Genomic DNA, 15,980 nt, shown 5'->3' with positions numbered 1-15,980 from the left:
GCTCTTCTGCCGCGGGTATGGCCTTCCCCGGCGCGCAGCCGTACTCTGACGCGCCGTCAGTTGTCCTTTGCCGGTGCCGTCCGTTCCGGTCCCGCCCGTCCGGTGCCGTCCGTCCGGTGCCGTCCGTCCGGGAGGCGACCATGCTGCTGCACGGGAAGACCGTGATCGTGTCCGGGGTCGGCGCGGGGCTCGGCCACCAGGTCGCCGCCGCCTGCGTACGGGACGGGGCGAATGCCGTGCTCGGCGCCCGCACGGAGGCCAACCTCGCCAAGTCCGCGGCGGAGATCGACCCTTCGGGCACGCGGACCGCATGGCTGGCCACGGACATCGGCGACGAGGGGCAGTGCGGTGCCCTGGCAGCGGTGGCGGCCGAGCGGTTCGGCGGGGTGGACGCCGTCGTCCATGTCGCCGCGCTCGACGCGTACTTCGGCGGCCTCGAGGACGCCGACTTCGCGACCTGGGCGAAGGTCGTCGACGTGAACCTGCTGGGGACGCTGCGGATGACGCGCGCATGCCTGCCCTCGATGAAGGAGCGGGGCGGCGGCTCGGTCGTCATCATCGGCACCCAGTCCTCGGTGGCCGCGCCTTCGCAGGTCCAGCAGGCGGCGTACGCGGCCTCGAAGGGGGCGCTGGTGTCCGCGATGTACTCGCTCGCCCGCGAGCTGGGCCCGCACCGCATCCGCGTCAACACCGTGCAGCCCGGCTGGATGTGGGGCCCGCCGGTGGAGGCGTACGTGCGGTTCACGGCGCACACCGAAGGTGTGCCCGAGGACGAGGTGCTCGGCCGGCTCACCGACCGGATGGCCCTGCCGGAGCTGGCGACGGACGGAGACGTGGCGGAGGCCGCGGTCTTCCTGGCCTCCGACCGGGCGCGCTCGATCACCGGCCAGTCGCTCCTGGTCAACGCCGGTGAACTGATGCGCTGACAGCTGACCTGAGACCTGTTCTCGCATCCGGTACGTGCGGCTGATGCGGCGGTCCGACGTGGGTCCGGCCAGAGTGGCTCTGATGCGTGCGTCCCTCCCCTCCTCCGCACGGGTTCCCGCGGCCCGTGCGGCCTCCCGGCGCGGTCGGCTGCCGGCGAAGTGCCCGCTCATCCTGTGTGCGCTGTCGCGCCGGGGACAACGCCCCGGAAAGTCAAGAGCAAGTAAATTCGTTCGACTTTCTGATCTGAGTTCACATTCATGACCACCAACGCCCTTGACCACCCGCCGGATCAAGCGGTTCAATCCCCGAAGTCCCCGCTCCCGTACGGGGCACCGCCCCGCGGACGTACCGGCGAAGTGCGCTCCCCGTTCACAAGGCGGACCCCTGGAGGGGGCATGAACAGTCTCGACTGGGCCGTGCTCATCGGCTACTTCGGCGTCATGGTCGCCATCGGCATCTGGTCGCACAGACGCGTCGGCGACGTCAGCGACTTCTTCACCGCGGGCGGCAAAATGCCATGGTGGCTCTCGGGCATCTCGCACCACATGTCGGGCTACAGCGCGGTGATGTTCACCGGCTACGCGGCCATCGCGTACGAGTGGGGCATCACCTCGTACGTCACCTGGTCCTTCCCGATCGCCATCGGCATCGCCATCGGTGCGAACCTCTTCGCGCCCCGGCTGAACCGGGTGCGCAGCAGGCTGCATGTCTCCTCGCCGCTCGAGTACCTGAAGAACCGATACAACCTGCCCACACAGCAGGCGCTCGCCTGGTCGGGCGTACTGCTGAAGATCGTGGACGTGGGAGCGAAGTGGGCTGCCATCGCGACCCTGCTGTCCGTCTTCACCGGTGTCTCCCTCAACCAGGGCATCCTGATCACCGGCGCGGTCACCGCCGTCTATTGCACGGTGGGCGGGCTCTGGGCGGACGCCCTCACCGAACTCGGCCAGTTCGTCATCCAGTTCCTCGCCGGCCTCGCGATGCTGGTGGCCGTCCTGGCCGAACTCGGCGGCGTGAGCGCGCTGTGGACCGTATGGGACGACCTGCCGGAGACGCACTCCGAGCCGACGGTCGGCCCGTACACCATGACCTTCCTGCTCGCGTACCTCTTCATCAAGACATTCGAATACAACGGCGGGATGTGGAACCAGGCGCAGCGCTACATGGCCACCGACTCTGCCGCCTCCGCCAAGCGGTCCGCGCGGCTGTCCGCAACCCTGTGGTTCATCTGGCCGCTCGTCCTGTTCTTCCCCATGTGGGTCGCCCCACTGCTCGTCAAGACGGACAAGCCTGCCGACTCGTACGCCCTGCTGAGCGAACAGCTGCTGCCCCACGGCCTGCTGGGTCTGGTCATCGTCGGTTTCTTCTCGCACACGATGGCCATGTGCTCCTCGGATGCGAACGCGATCGCGGCGGTCGTCACGCGCGACATCATGCCCGCTGTCTCGCGCAGCGTGCGGCTGTGGAGCAGCAGGACCGGGCTGCTGGCCGCCCGTTGGACGACGCTGCTCTTCCTCGGGCTCTCGATGGCCATCGCCACCCAGGTCAACTCGGGCTTCTTCGGCGACATCATCTCCGTCGTCATCAAGTGGGTGGCGGGGCTGATGGGTCCGATCGCGATCCCGCTGATGCTGGGCATGCTCCGGCCGTTCCGCAGGTCCGGGCCCACGGCGGCCCTGATCAGCTGGGCGATGGGCCTGGTGGCGTTCTACGTGCTGAACTACCAGGTGGACGGCGTGGAGCTGCAGTGGCAGGTCGCCGCGCCGCTGGCGGTCTCGCTCTTCCTCTACGTCGTGATCGGCTTCATCAGGCCCGAGGACACCCCGGAGCGGGACGAGATCCTCGCCAGGATCAACTCCGACGGTGGTGGTAGCGGCCAGGGAACGGCCGCGGCGGCCGTGCCGGCACCGGCGGCGGCAGGCGACACGACGGTCGTGGGGGAGCCGGCCGACTAGCAGGCTGGGCGCGGATCAGGCCCGCGGGTAGCGGGCGAGCCAGCCCGGGGAGGAGGCCGCCGGGCCGTGGAGCGCCGGGCCCTGGGTCATCTCCATGGCGAAGTCGTCCGCGATTTCCAGGATCGTGGACCGGCCCTCCAGCTCGGCGAGCCAGCCGGGCGGGAGGGCCGTTTCGCCGTGCAGCGTGCCGAGCAGGTTGCCGCAGATGGCGCCGGTGGAGTCGGAGTCCCCGCTGTGGTTGACGGCGAGGAGCAGGCCGTGGCGTATGTCCTCGGCGACCAGGGCGCAGTAGACGGCGATGGCGAGGGCTTCGTCCGCGGTCCAGCCCTCGCCGAGGGACTCGACGCGGGCCGCGGACGGCAGGCCCTGGCGTACGGCGCCGAGGGCCTGGCGCAGGGCGTCGGTGGTCTCCTGGTGGCCGGGGCGGGTGGCGAGCTGGCGCAGCGCGTGCTGGACGGCGCTGTCGAGGTCGTCGCCGCGGGCGAGGCTGTGGACGATGACGGAGAAGGCGCCGGCCGCGAGGTAGCCGGTGGGGTGGCCGTGGGTCTGGGCGGCGCACTCCACGGCGAGCTGGAAGACGAGCTGCGGCTCCCAGCCGACGAGCAGACCGAAGGGCGCGGAGCGCATGATGGCGCCGCAGCCCTTGGAGTCGGGATTCTTGGGTCTGTCCAGGGTGCCCATGACGTCGTCGGCGAGGCCGCTGAGGCAGGCGCGGCCCGGAGCGCGGCGGGCGTAGAGCCACTCCTCGCGGGCGAGCCAGCCGTCCTCCGCGCGGCGCTCGTCGGGGCCCCAGTCGTGCTGGGTGGCGGCCCAGCGGAGGTGGGCGCGGTGGATGTCGGTGGGCGGGTGCCAGGCGCCGGTGTCGCGGCGGACCTGGGCCCGTATGAGCCCGTCGACGGTGAAGAGGGTCATCTGGGTGTCGTCGGTGACGGCGCCCCGCCGCCCGTACGCGGGTACGTAGTCGGTGACGCCGTCCTGGCCGTACTTCGTACGGATGTCCTCGAGGGAGTCGAACTCGATGCCCGCGCCGAGCGCATCCCCGATCGCACCGCCGAGCAGACATCCGCGCACGCGGCTGCGGAAGTCCTGCTGCTCGGCGCGGCCCCACACGGCGGTCGCGGATGCGGCGGTTGCGGTCACGGGGGCGCCCCTTTCCGTGATCGATACTCGGCCCCTGATCTGGCTCTGCACTGTAATCGACCCCGGACGATCGATTCCGGTCCGCGCCGAAAGCCAAGGTCACAGCCCTGGGGCGGCGGTCGGCGGCCGGTGGCTCGGGGCGGGCGGCGGGACGGCGGGCGGCGGGCAGCCCCTCGTCCTTGCCCAGCATCAAGGCTGTGTCCGGCCGGGCTGGGGGCGTGTCCAGGCAGGGGCTGTGCCGCGTCAGCGCATGACTTTGGCCAGTCGCCGCAGCCCCTCCGCGATCTCGTCCGGCGTGTGCGTCGTGAACGACAGCCGCAGCGTCGCCGGGTCCGCCGGGCCGGCGTAGAAGGGGGCGCCCGGCACGTACGCCACGTCGTGCTCGACCGCCGTCCGCAGCAGCGCCGCCGCGTCGTGCCCCTCGGGCAGCGTCGCCCAGACGAACATCCCGCCCTCCGGCCTCGTCCACCGCGACCCCACCGGCAGCGCGTCCGGCAGCCCGGCCAGCAGGGCGTCCCGCCGCTTCCGGTACGCCCGCTGCACGCGCGCGAGGTGGGTGTCCAGGTCCGCCTCCGCGAGGTAGCGCGCGGCGGCCGCCTGGTCGACGGTCGAGGTGTGCAGATCGGCCGACTGCTTGGCCACGACGCACGCCCGGCGCAGCGCGGCCGGGGCGCGCAGCCAGCCGAGCCGCAGCCCCGGCGCCATGATCTTCGAGAAGCTGCCGAGCAGTGCCGTGCGGTCGGCGGCCTCCTCGTACGAGGAGATCCACGGCACCGGCTCACCGTCGTACCGCAGTTCCCCGTACGGGTCGTCCTCGACGATCCACAGCCCGCGCCGCGCCGCCACCTCCGCGACCGCGCGCCGGCGCGCGGCGGGCAGCGTGCGCCCGGTCGGGTTCTGGAAGGTCGGCACGAGATAGAGCAGCTTCGGCCGCTCCCGGTCCACCAGTTCCTCCAGCGCCGCCGGATCCAGGCCCTCGTCATCGCACGGCACCGGTACGACGCGGGCGCCCGCGAAGGCGAAGCACTGCAGGGCGGCGAGATAGCCGGGGTCCTCGGCCAGGACGACGTCCCCCGGCTCGAGCAGGGCGGTGGCCAGCAGCGTGAGCCCCTGCTGCGAGCCGCTGGTGATCAGCAACTGCTCCGCGTCCGTCGCGAGACCGCGGCCGGTCAGCCGGGCGGCGACGGCGGCGCGCAGGCCGGGCTCGCCTTCGGTGGTGGAGTACTGCAGGCTGCGCCGGGCGGAGTCCGCGCCGAGGACCTGCTGGAAGGCGGCGCACAGCCCCCCGGTGTCGAACAGCTCGGGCGCGGGCAGCCCGCCCGCGAAGGAGATCACCTCGGGGCGCGCGGTGAGCGCGAGGATCTCGCGCACCGGCGACCCGGCCACCGAGGTGGCGCGGGCGGCGAGACCGGGGACGGCGGCGCGCGGCGGCATGAGCGTGCTCCTTGGCTCGTACGGGGGTGGGGGTGCCGTGCACTGTACGGGAAAGGTGTAGCCGCCACCTTTCTGTTCCGCGATGCGGTCGGCACCCTCGGTCGTCCGTGATGTGGTCGGCGCCGCCGCACCCCTCCCCATCTGACGCAACGTCAGCTACACCTGTGGCATGACCGACGACATCACTGACGACACACGCAGCGGGGTCTACGCGGAGCTTGCCGCCGTCGGGCCGTACGGAGTCCACCCGGGCCACGCCCTGATCACCATGGTCGAGCCGCACCCGGGGTACGAGTACGCGTACAACCGCTGGTACGAGGACGACCACTTCATCGCCGGCGCCATGGCCATGCCCTGGATGTACGCCGGCCGCCGCTGGGTCGCCACCCGCGAACTCCAGCTGCTCCGCTACCCGGAGAAGTCGGCCGTCGCCGAGCCCGTCACCGCAGGCTGCTACATCACCGTCTACTGGATCACCGACGGCCGCTATGACGACCACATGCGGTGGACCGTCGCCATCAACAAGCGCCTCAACCGCGACGGCCGCGTCCACCAGGCCCGTACACACGTCTTCACGGCCTTCCAGGACCACGAGGCGACCGTTCACCGCGACGGCGCGGCAGGCCCGCGCGACTTTCACGCCCTCGACCACCCGTACGCCGGGCTCGTCGTCGAGGTGATCGACGCGGACGGCCCGGAGCAGCGCGGGGCCCTGCTGGAGTGGTTGCGCGCCAAGCACCTCCCGAAGCGGCTGAAGGGCTCGGCGGCGGCGATAGTGACGATCTTCCGTCCGACGCCGCTGCCGCTCGACCGGATGTCGTACGTGAAGCAGGTGGAGGGCGTGGACACCAGGCTGACCCTGCTGTGGTTCCTGGAGCGGGATCCGCGGGAGTGCTTCGCGGAGAGCTGCGCGGGCCTGGACGCGGAGGTCGCGGCCGCCGGCCTTGGCCGCGTCGAGCTGGTCGCCCCCTTCATTCCGACCGTCCCGGGGACCGACCGCTACGTCGACGAGCTGCGCTGACGCCGTACGCGACGCGAAGAAGCGGTGCGAAGCGGTGTGAAGTGGTGTGAAGGGGAGCGAGCAGGGCCGAGCCCCCTCGGCCGGGACGGCGACCAGTCGAGAGGGCTCTGGGGTGTTGCCGCGTGAGTTCTTGCGGATGCGCGGGATGCGCGGGAGCTGCGTGAGGCCGGTCAGCCGAGGTCGAACGCTCCCCGGCTCACCTCGGTCACGAATGCCGTCCAGGACTCCGGGGAGAAGGCCAGCGAGGGGCCCTCCGGGTCCTTGGAGTCGCGCACCGCGACGGTGAGTGGAGCGGGGGATTTCACCTCCACGCAGGCGCCGTTGCCGCCGGAGTACGACGATTTGATCCAGGTGTCCGCACAGCCTTGCCGAATTGCCATGTCTGCTCCGGTTCATGCCAGTTGGTGAGTTGTACGCCAAATCTTGTAAGGCGCCGGTGTGAAGTCCTGATCGACGCTACTCGCCAACATCGTCTTGCGCGGGGGCCGTTCACTCGACCGGATGGCTTACCGCGCGCAAATCTTCCGGAACGGCCCGGCTCGGGTGTACCTTGCGCTCTTTCACCGCCTCAGCGGGCGTACTCCTTGGCGGCCTCAGTGATGAACTCCCGTGTCTGGTTGGCGTTCAGCGCCTGTGCCCGCAGGTGCTCGTACATGACGCTGTAGCTCTGGACGTCGTTCGCCTTCTCCAGGTAGAGGTCGCTCGTCACGCCCTCCAGATACACCACGCTCGAATCGGCCGCGTCCGGGAACTCCAGGATCGCGTACTGTCCGTTCACACCCGGGTGCGCGCCCATCGAGAACGGCATGACCTGCACGGTCACATGCGGCAGCTGGGAGAGCTCGATCAGCGCCTCGAGCTGCTCGCGCATGACATCGCGGTTGCCGACGACCCGGCGCAGCGCCGACTCGTCGAGGACCGCCCACAGCCGCAGCGGGGACTCCTCCGCGTGGATCCGCTCCTGCCGCCTGAGCCGGACCTGCACCCGCTTGTCGATCTCGGTGGACGCCGCCTCGGGCAGCGCGCCCGTGATGAGCGCTTCCGCGTACGGCCGGGTCTGCAGCAGGCCGGGCACCATCTGCGGCTCGTAGACGCGCAGTGACGCCGCGTCCGTCTCCAGGCCGATGTAGACGCTGTACGGGATGTCGCCGAAGGCATGCCACCAGCCCTGCTGGCGGGAATCCTTGGCCATTTGCATCAACGAGTCGACGATCCGGTGGTCCTCGACCTCGTAGACCCCGCACAGATCGCGGACATCGCGCTGGCTGATGCTGCGGCGGCCGTTCTCGAGACGGCTGATCTTCGACTGGGAGACCAGCAGCCGCTCCGCCACCTCTTCGGCCGTCATGCCCTTGACCTCGCGGAGCCTGCGCAGCTCCTGACCCAACCGGCGTCGCCTGACCGTGGGATTGACGTTGGACGCCACGGGGACTCCACCTCCGACTTGTACCGCTGTTTGTCCAGCAGACTGCCACCTCTGACCATGGCGGCGCTGGGAAATGGCAACAGAGGGTCCCGGTCTGAGCACAGGCCGCTATACGGCGGGCTTGCAAGGGACTTGACACGGGGTGGTGCCGCAGGTTTGGCGGCGGGGATGTGCGTGGCCCGTGCCGGGCTGTGCGAGGGCTTGCGGGCGTACGCGGCGGGGCTTGGGGGCTAGGCGGCCGGGCTTGGAGGCGTACGTGAACGCGCGCACCGCGTACGTGAAAGCGCGCGGGGTGGCTGGACCGGCCGTCGTCCGGGCGGCCTGGCCCGTCACCCCGCGCGCGTGGTGCGGCTCCCGAACCGGGTCATGGGGGACTGCGGTGCGGTCGGGTGGAGTTGTGTGCTCCCTGGTGCTGTTCGGTTGTCTTTCAGCCGTGTCGGCCGTGTCAGCCATGTGTCAGGCGCGCCTTCCAGCGGTGCCTTTCAGTGGGCCACGGCGCGGGCCATGCCGCCGCGGCGTGTCTGCACCGGGACGCCCGCGGGCTCACCCGCACGTCCCCGCGCAGGTGTGCGCCGAGGCTGTGCGGCCACGCCGTTCTGCACGTCCATCACGGCGTGCGCGACCAGGCCGCCCATCGGGTCGTGCCTGATCAGGTCCCGGAGCCGGGAGCGGGAGGACCGCCCCTCGTTGCCGGGGTAGAGGTGCTTGCCGAGCCCGACCGCGTGGGCCAGGGCGGCGAGCGCCGCGGTCCGCGGGTCCGGCGGTACGCCGGTGCGGATCGCACTGTCCAGCCGGGCCCTGATCTCCCGGCTGATCGCCGTATCCGTCGCCTGGTAGCGAGTCGTCGGCAGTACCCCGCACATCTGGCCGGCAACGGCGTGCACCATGCCGCACCGCTCCAGATGCGTGAGATACGTCTGGCGCAGCCCCAGCCGGGGCCCGCCGATCCAGTGGACAGCGCGAACCGGGCTGCCGCGTCGGCGCAACAGCTCGAGTGCGGAGTCCAGGGTTGGATCTCCTGTCGGCCGTGGCAGCACCACGGCGATACGATCCCCGTCTGGGGCTATCCGCCCGGCCAAGGCCAGCTCTACTAGCTGGGCCCCGGCAAGGCCGAGGTCGAGCGACTGCGGCTGCGCCGTGGTTCCCGTGGCCGGGTCCAAGGCGAGCAGCAATAGCTCCTCCGGAATTGTTCTGCGGCTCTTGCCCATCCATGCCTCCCCGCGTGGATGAATGACAGGGTGACCCCTCTCACACTTATCTGTCGAGAGCGCCTGGGTGGTTCGTACGGGAACCGGTAGGTATGTCGTTCTCGTCTTGCCCGTGGGCAGCGTGTGAACAGCACGTGAGCGCCGTCCGGCGAGAAAGCCGCGAACGACGGCGGCAGCGTGGCGGCGCGGGGCACTCGCGGCCGGGCAGGAAACTGGTAGAGCGGATGGGCAGCGGCAGCGGGACGGGGCGGCATGGAGAGGCGCCCGCGTCCCGCGCGACGTACGAAGGAGGCATCGGTGGCGGGCGAGTCCCCCGGCAAGTCGGAGCAGCGGAAGTCGTCGGGGGAGGCGGCTCGAGGCGAAGGCGGGAGCGAGCGCGAGCTCGGGCCCGAGAGTGAACGCGATCCGCGCCTCGCCGTCTTCGGCGGCTCATCCCCGTCCACCACGGACAGCCCGGACGAGGTCCCGGAAGGGGGTCCGGACGAGGGCCTGGACGACGGCCCGGACGAGAGCCTGGACGAGGATCCCGACGACGGCCCGGACGAGATCCTGAACGAGGCCCTCGACGAGGGCTCGGACAAGGCCCCGGACGAAGGCCCGGCGGATGCACGGGATGAGGCTCCGGCGGACGAGGAGTCCGCGGGTGGGGATGCCGCTGGGGACGCCGCCGCCACGTCTGGCGCGGGCGACGACCAGGGCAACTCGCGCCTGAGGGCGGCGGTCGCGGCCTGGGTGGCTAGCGCCGACGCGGACGCCGACGCGGACGGGGACGGGGATGCGGACGCGGGTACGGACGCGGACGCCGACGCCGACGCCGACGCGGCACCGTCTGGGAGGGAGGAGCGCGAGGCGGAGGTGGCCGCGAAGGTGGCCGGCGACTCCGCGGCGGGCGACTCCGCACCGGACGAGTCGGCGGCCGACCGCTCCGGCAAGCCCGACACGGACCTCCCGAAGCGCCGCCCCGCAGACCGCCCGACGACGGCCGTCGGCACATACCGCGAGCCGACCGAGGAGCCGACTGAGCCGACGGAGCCGACCGCGAACGAGCCGGGGTCCGAGGCAGCCCGGGACGCCTCCGCCGACGCCTCGACGAAGCCGCCGGAGGCATTGGAGGACGCATCGGAGGCCGGTACGAGCGAGGGCGCCCGTACGAGCGGCACCGATACGAGCGAGGGCGCCGGTAAGCCGGAGGGCGCTGCGGCGAAGAACCCGGTGGATCAGCCCACCGGCGTTTTCAGGGCCGTACAGCCGTCGGGCGGAAGGGAACCCTCCGGCTCGGCTGAGGACGTGCCAGAGAGGCCCGTGGAGGCCCAGGCGGAGGCGTCGCCGAGTGCTTCGGGCAAGGCTGCGGAGGATGAGACGCCCTCAGAGCCGGGCAAGGGGGCCGGTACGCCGGAGGATGCGGCGCCGAAGAAGCCCGTGGATCAACCGACCACCACCTTCAAGGCCGTGCGGCCCGAGACCCGGGAATCGGGCGGCGGTGACGCCGGGAGCGACAAGGCGCCTGCCGCGCGCGCCGAAAAGCCCGTCGACCAGCCGACCACGGCTCTCAAGACCCTTCGTCCGGGCGGCGGTGCGCGGGGCGGCCGCGCCGGTGAGCGTGAGGCCGAGCGGACCAGCCGGTTCGTACCGCTGAAGTCCGACGACCTGGCGCAGCGCAAGCCGCGGTCCGCGGTCGGCACGGCCGAGGCGACGGAAGCGAAGGCGACGGAAGCGAAGGAGGCGGAGAAGGCCAAGGACGCGAAGGAGGCGGAAAAGGCGACCGAGGCGAAGGCCGGGTCCGCGTCCGCCGCGCTCGCCAAGCCCACCGAGGCCCCCGCGCCGGCCAAGTCTCCCGCGCCCGCCAAGCCCGACACCCCCGCCGTCCCCCCGCAGCCCACCGGCGCGCCCCCGAAGCCCAGCGCAGCGCCCTCGCTTCCCGAGTCCGAGCGGACCAAGCAGCAACCGCTGCCCGACCCCGCTCCGCTCGAGTTGCTCGCGCAGCTGACGAACACCCCGCCGCCGCCGGAGACTCCGCTCCGGACGATCGTGTGGCGGATCAAGATCTGGACGCCGCTCGCCGTGCTGCTGGCGGTCATCCTCGCCACCGTGCAGGCACTGCGGCCGCTGCCCGAGCCGACGCTGGACCTGACGGCGCGCACCACCTACGAGTTCGACGGCGCGAAGCCGTCGATGCCGTGGCCCGCCACGGGCCAGGCGGCCGTCGGGGTCGACGGTCTCGGCAGCTTCGGAACGTTCGGCGAGCAGAAGCCGGTGCCGATCGCGAGCGTGGCCAAGACCATGACCGCGTACGTCATCCTCAAGGACCACCCGCTCAAGAAGGGCACTCACGGCGACACCATCCCGGTCGACAAGAAGGCCGAGGACGACGCGAAGCTCGGCGCCCAGAACGAGTCGGTCGTGGAGACCGAGGAGGGCGAGACGCTCACCGAGTACGAGGCACTCCAAGCCATCATGATCGCATCCGCGAACAACGTGGCCCGGCTGCTGGCGCGCTGGGACGCGAACGGCTCGGAGAAGGCGTTCGTCGAGAAGATGAACGACGCCGCCAAGGACCTGGGCATGAAGAACACCACGTACACCGACCCGAGCGGCCTCGACGCGACGACCGTGAGCACGGCCGAGGACCAGGTCAAGCTGGGCAGGAAGGTGATGCAGGACCCGGTGTTCCGGGAGATCGTGGCCCAGCCCTCCTACAAGGACCGCAACGGCACGGTCCAGCAGAACTGGAACCGTCTCGTGCCCTTCCACGGCGTGGGCATCAAGACCGGTACGAGCACGGCCGCGCAGGGCAATCTCCTCTTTGCGGCCGAGAAGAGGGTCGGCGGCACCACGCAGCTGATCATCGGCGCCGTGCTGCGGCAGCCCCCGGCCCCCTCGGACAACTCGATCCTGACCGGGGCCGTCGATGCGAGCAAGCCGCTGATCACCGCGGCGGGCGACGCCCTCACCTCCCGCAAGGTCGTCAAGAAGGGCGACGTCGTGGGGCAGGTCGACGACGGCCTCGGCGGCACGACTCCGGTCGTCGCGACCAAGGACGTCTCGGCGGTCGGCTGGACGGGCCTGACCGTGGACATCGCCCTGACCGACAACGGGAAGACGGTTCCGCACGTGGCGAAGGCCGGCACCGAGGTCGGCACGATGACCGTGGGCAACGGTCTCGGCCAGGTGAAGGTGCCGATCGCGCTCCAGAAGGACCTGGTCGAGCCGGGCTTGGGGGACAAGCTGACCCGCATTCTCTGACCGGCCCGCCAACAGCCCCGGCTCACGCGCGCGTGAGCCGGGGCTGTTGCCATCCCGCGACATTTCGCACGGCAACCTCCCCACCACCCCGGCGGTCCTACGAGTGTCAGGACCAAATGTGGGGAGAGCAGCAGATGAGAGTAGTGATGGGGGCAGTGCGCCGCCGCGCCGCAGCGGCGCTCGGAGTCGTCGGAATGGTGGTTCCGCTGTCGGTCGCGCTGAGCAGCGCGCCTGCGCAGGCGGCGTCCTGCACGACGAGCACAGGGCCCTACCAGAAGCAGGTCGAGAAGTTCCTCGGCCGGCCGGTGGACGGCAGGCAGTCGGCCGCCGACTGCACGGCGATACGCGCGTTCCAGACCAAGCACGGCATAACCCCGAACATCGGCTACGCCGGGCCCGTCACCTGGGGCGTGATGAACCTGATGAACCAGCAGAAGGCCGCCGGGAGCAACCCGAACAGGGCCGGGAAGTGCCCCACCAACAAGGGCCGCATCGCCTGCGTCGACCTGACCCGGCAGCTGAGCTGGATCCAGGACGGCAAGACCCTGAAGTACGGCCCTGTGCCAGTGCGTACGGGGCGCGACGGGTACGAGACCAGGACCGGCGCGAAGAAGATCTACTACCGCAACATCGACCACTGGTCGACGCTCTACGACGTCGCCATGCCGTACAGCCAGTTCTTCGACGGCGGGCAGGCTTTCCACTCCATCAGCGGCAGCGTCTGGTCGCCTCCCGGCTCGCACGGCTGCGTGAACATGCGCAGCGCGGACGCGAAGAAGTACTGGGGCATGCTGAAGAACGGCGACGACGTCTTCGTCTACGGCCGCAAGCCCGGCACCTGAGCCCGACCCCTGGGCTCGGACCTGAGCCCGGTCCACAGACTCGACATCCCGGTCCGGCCCAAGGGGTTCCATACCTGAGCCCGGCCCCCGGGCTCGGCGCCGACAGCCTGGCAACCTCCCCGTCCGAACGGCCGTCTATAAGGGCGCCAGGTGCGTGCCGTGCACGCCATGGCGCCGCGCCGAGCCGGGGGCGGCTGATCTCCCGTGCTAGCGTCGCGAGCGCGCGGCGTGCGCTCGGGGAAGTACGCCGGGACAGACGGGGAGAGCCGTAGTGACCACCGTGGATTCGACGCGCGCCGGCGGCGACGGCGGCGGCGCCGAGGGGCGGATATCCGTGCCCGGCCAGCGTCGGAGTGGCGCCGACGGCGTAACCGTCCTTGCCAACGGCACTGCCCTCGGGGGCGGCACCAAGGATCGCGGCTCCAACTCCCGGAACTCCCGGCCACGCGCGCGTACGGGTGACCGCAGCGGTGGCCGCGGCCCGCTGCGCCGCCGTATCGCCGCGCACCCCGTCCTCGTCACCCTCGCCGTCGCCGCGGTGCTCCACGTCGTCTGGGTCGAGATCTTCGCGAACAGCGGCGGCGACCTGGCAGCCCAGGACGCGTGGGCGGAGTTCGTCGGCCGTCACCCCGACTCCGCCTACAACCTGGCCTGGTACGGCGGGATGCACCCCGTCTCGTACAGCGTCGTGTCGCCGTACCTCATGCACGTCCTCGGCGTGCGCACCACGATGATGATCGCGGGCACCGTCTCCAGCGGCCTGCTCGCGCTCATCCTCGCCCACAACCCGGGAGTCAGGCGCCCGCTCCCGCCCGCCCTCGCGGGCGCCTTCGCGTTCACCTGCAACGCCATTTCGGGCCGGGTGACGTTCGGCCTCGGCACCATGTTCGCGCTCGGCGCCGTCGCGGCCGTCTTCACCTGGCCGCGCGACACCGCCTGGCGCACCCGCCCCCGGATGTACCTGCGTGCCTCCGCGGCCGCGCTGCTCGCCGGACTCGCGACCGCGGGGAGTCCCGTCGCGGGTCTCTTCCTGGGGATCCTGGCCGTGGCGCTGTTCCTGGACAAGCGCCGCCTGGCCGCCTACTCCCTCGGCGTCACGCCCGCCGTCGTCGTCGGCCTGTCCGCCTGGCTGTTCCCGTTCTCCGGCACGCAGCCGATGGACTTCGGCACGGTCGTGCTGCCGGTCGTGTTCGGCGTGGCCGCGGTGCTGCTGGTGCCCCGGCAGTGGCGGACGGTACGGATCGCGGCCGCCGTCTACGCGCTCGGTGTGCTGCTCACCTGGATCGTCGACTCCCAGATCGGCAGCAACGTCACCCGCCTCGCGCTCGTCTTCGCCGGAGTCGTTTTCCTCGCCGCGCTGCCCTGGACGGCCCCCCGCTCGCACCGCTGGTACGCGCTCTGCCTCGCCTTCGCCGCCGTCACGGCCTGGCAGACCATCAAGACGGTCGACGACGTGGTCAACACCACCCCCGCCGCGTCCTGGGCGCGCGAACTCGCCCCGCTGGTCGACCGGCTGCAGCGGCTCGACGCCGAGGGCGGCCGGGTCGAGGTGGTCCCGGTCCGCAGCCACCGTGAGGCCTCGGCCCTCGCCCCGTACGTCAACCTCGCCCGCGGCTGGAACCGGCAGGCCGACCGCGAGCGCAACCCGCTCTTCTACGAGGAGGGGCTGCTCACCGCGGACAGCTACCACGCCTGGCTGAAGCGCTGGGCGGTGCGCTATGTGGTGCTGCCGGACGACGTGCCGGACACGGGGGGCGAGGACGAGGCCGAGCTCGTCAAGTCGGTCCCGCCGTACCTGAAGGAAGTGTGGTCGGACGCCAACTGGAAGGTCTACCGGATCGCGGACCCGACGCCGATGGCCGACCCGCCCGCCACCGTCAGGCGCGCCGACGCCGGCGAGCTGATCGTCACCGTGCGATCCGCGGGACCGGTCCTCATCCGCATCCCTTACTCGCCCTGGCTCGGTCTCGTCGACAGCAAGGGCAAGAGCGTCGAGCCGCCGGATCCGTACGCGACGGGCGACGGCTTCGTGAACCTCCACGGCTGCCTGACGAAGCAGGTCGTGGAGGTCGCCAAGGGCGAGCCCGAGGACGAGTGGACGGTGCTGCACGCCCCCCGGGCCGGTACGTACCGGATCGCCGCGCCATACCAGCTGCCGCGCGGGACACCCTGCCCGGACGTGGGCTGACGCCCCGCCGGTACCCGCACTCGGCACCCACCGGCACCCACACCATCGCGCCCCCCGAACCCCCGCAGCCACGTTATCCACAGCCCTGGCCAACCTGCGCGAGAACCAACACACTTGGCTGTGCGTCATGAAGGGGCAACGGATCGTGCACGCCGGCGAGGGCGGGGCCGAAGGACGGGGGCAGCGCAGCAGTGGACATCCGGATCAGTGTCGAGGGCAGTGCGGACCGGGGGAGAGAGCTCACCGGCATTTCGGGGTGGCTCAAGGACGACGAGTCCTTCACCGAGCACTGGAAGTTCACTGCGGAACCGGCGCCCGGCAGAGCGGGCGCGTTCGAGGACCTGGTGGTCGCTCTGGCCGCGCATGTGGCCGGGTCGGCGCTCGAGGAGCCGGTGCGGGCGATGGTCACCGCCCTGATGGGCTGGCTGCGCAGCCGGGTGCGGCTGAGCCGGGGCAACCGGACGGTCGTGGTGGTACGGGTCCCGGGCCGGGCGCCGGTCCGCATCACCGAGCAGCACCTCACCGCGGACCACGTCCCCGAGCTCGTCGAGCGGGTCAGGGAGGCGTTGGAGGCCGGATCCACCGGCGGTGCGTGA

The 15,980-nt window shown here is 71.4% G+C and carries 12 protein-coding genes; 7 read left to right on the top strand and 5 right to left on the bottom strand.

What is annotated here, in order from left to right:
- Nucleotides 1–140: 140 nt before the first annotated feature.
- Complete coding sequence (locus ACTWP8_RS11275) at nucleotides 141–926, top strand: SDR family oxidoreductase (RefSeq protein WP_443321985.1); 786 nt, start codon at nucleotides 141–143, stop codon at nucleotides 924–926.
- Between the two features lie 396 nt (nucleotides 927–1,322).
- Nucleotides 1,323–2,882 carry a sodium:solute symporter family protein gene (locus ACTWP8_RS11270; RefSeq protein ID WP_443321984.1) on the top strand — a complete coding sequence of 520 codons (1,560 nt, stop codon included), beginning with the start codon at nucleotides 1,323–1,325 and terminating at the stop codon, nucleotides 2,880–2,882.
- Between the two features lie 15 nt (nucleotides 2,883–2,897).
- Here the strand turns inward: ACTWP8_RS11270 and ACTWP8_RS11265 are convergent, their stop codons facing one another.
- Nucleotides 2,898–4,022, bottom strand: a complete 1,125-nt coding sequence (locus tag ACTWP8_RS11265) for an ADP-ribosylglycohydrolase family protein (protein ID WP_443321983.1) — start codon at nucleotides 4,020–4,022, stop codon at nucleotides 2,898–2,900.
- Nucleotides 4,023–4,265: 243 nt separating this feature from the next.
- The gene (locus ACTWP8_RS11260; RefSeq protein WP_443321982.1) at nucleotides 4,266–5,456 is read right to left on the bottom strand and encodes an aminotransferase-like domain-containing protein; all 1,191 of its coding nucleotides are present in this window, start codon (nucleotides 5,454–5,456) and stop codon (nucleotides 4,266–4,268) included.
- Between the two features lie 169 nt (nucleotides 5,457–5,625).
- Between ACTWP8_RS11260 and ACTWP8_RS11255 the strand changes: the two genes are divergently transcribed.
- A complete protein-coding gene (locus ACTWP8_RS11255) occupies nucleotides 5,626–6,477 on the top strand; it encodes a hypothetical protein (RefSeq protein WP_443321981.1) in 852 nt (283 codons plus the stop codon).
- A gap of 170 nt (nucleotides 6,478–6,647) precedes the next feature.
- Here the strand turns inward: ACTWP8_RS11255 and ACTWP8_RS11250 are convergent, their stop codons facing one another.
- The 3 genes from ACTWP8_RS11250 to ACTWP8_RS11240 form a co-directional block, all read right to left on the bottom strand.
- On the bottom strand, nucleotides 6,648–6,857 hold the full coding sequence (locus ACTWP8_RS11250) for a DUF397 domain-containing protein (protein ID WP_443321980.1): 210 nt from the start codon (nucleotides 6,855–6,857) through the stop codon (nucleotides 6,648–6,650).
- Nucleotides 6,858–7,045: 188 nt separating this feature from the next.
- Nucleotides 7,046–7,903 (bottom strand): helix-turn-helix domain-containing protein, encoded by an 858-nt coding sequence (locus ACTWP8_RS11245; RefSeq protein ID WP_443314265.1) that lies wholly within the window; start codon nucleotides 7,901–7,903, stop codon nucleotides 7,046–7,048.
- A gap of 482 nt (nucleotides 7,904–8,385) precedes the next feature.
- Nucleotides 8,386–9,111 (bottom strand): GOLPH3/VPS74 family protein, encoded by a 726-nt coding sequence (locus ACTWP8_RS11240; protein ID WP_443314264.1) that lies wholly within the window; start codon nucleotides 9,109–9,111, stop codon nucleotides 8,386–8,388.
- Nucleotides 9,112–9,408: 297 nt separating this feature from the next.
- On the opposite strand from ACTWP8_RS11240, the gene ACTWP8_RS11235 reads away from it, so the two are divergent.
- From ACTWP8_RS11235 to ACTWP8_RS11220, 4 genes are all read left to right on the top strand, one after another.
- Nucleotides 9,409–12,354 (top strand): D-alanyl-D-alanine carboxypeptidase, encoded by a 2,946-nt coding sequence (locus ACTWP8_RS11235; RefSeq protein WP_443321979.1) that lies wholly within the window; start codon nucleotides 9,409–9,411, stop codon nucleotides 12,352–12,354.
- A 146-nt stretch (nucleotides 12,355–12,500) separates the two neighbouring features.
- A complete protein-coding gene (locus tag ACTWP8_RS11230) occupies nucleotides 12,501–13,196 on the top strand; it encodes a L,D-transpeptidase family protein (protein ID WP_443322066.1) in 696 nt (231 codons plus the stop codon).
- Nucleotides 13,197–13,467: 271 nt separating this feature from the next.
- Entirely contained in the window at nucleotides 13,468–15,384 is a 1,917-nt protein-coding gene (locus tag ACTWP8_RS11225) for an MFS transporter (protein ID WP_443321978.1), read from the top strand.
- Between the two features lie 191 nt (nucleotides 15,385–15,575).
- Complete coding sequence (locus ACTWP8_RS11220) at nucleotides 15,576–15,980, top strand: effector-associated constant component EACC1 (protein WP_443321977.1); 405 nt, start codon at nucleotides 15,576–15,578, stop codon at nucleotides 15,978–15,980.

The sequence above is a fragment of the Streptomyces sp. 7N604 genome, assembly GCF_052245475.1.
In the GTDB taxonomy this organism is placed as follows: domain Bacteria; phylum Actinomycetota; class Actinomycetes; order Streptomycetales; family Streptomycetaceae; genus Streptomyces.
Note: the sequence above shows the minus strand (reverse complement) of the source record. Positions and strands in the feature narration are given on the sequence as shown.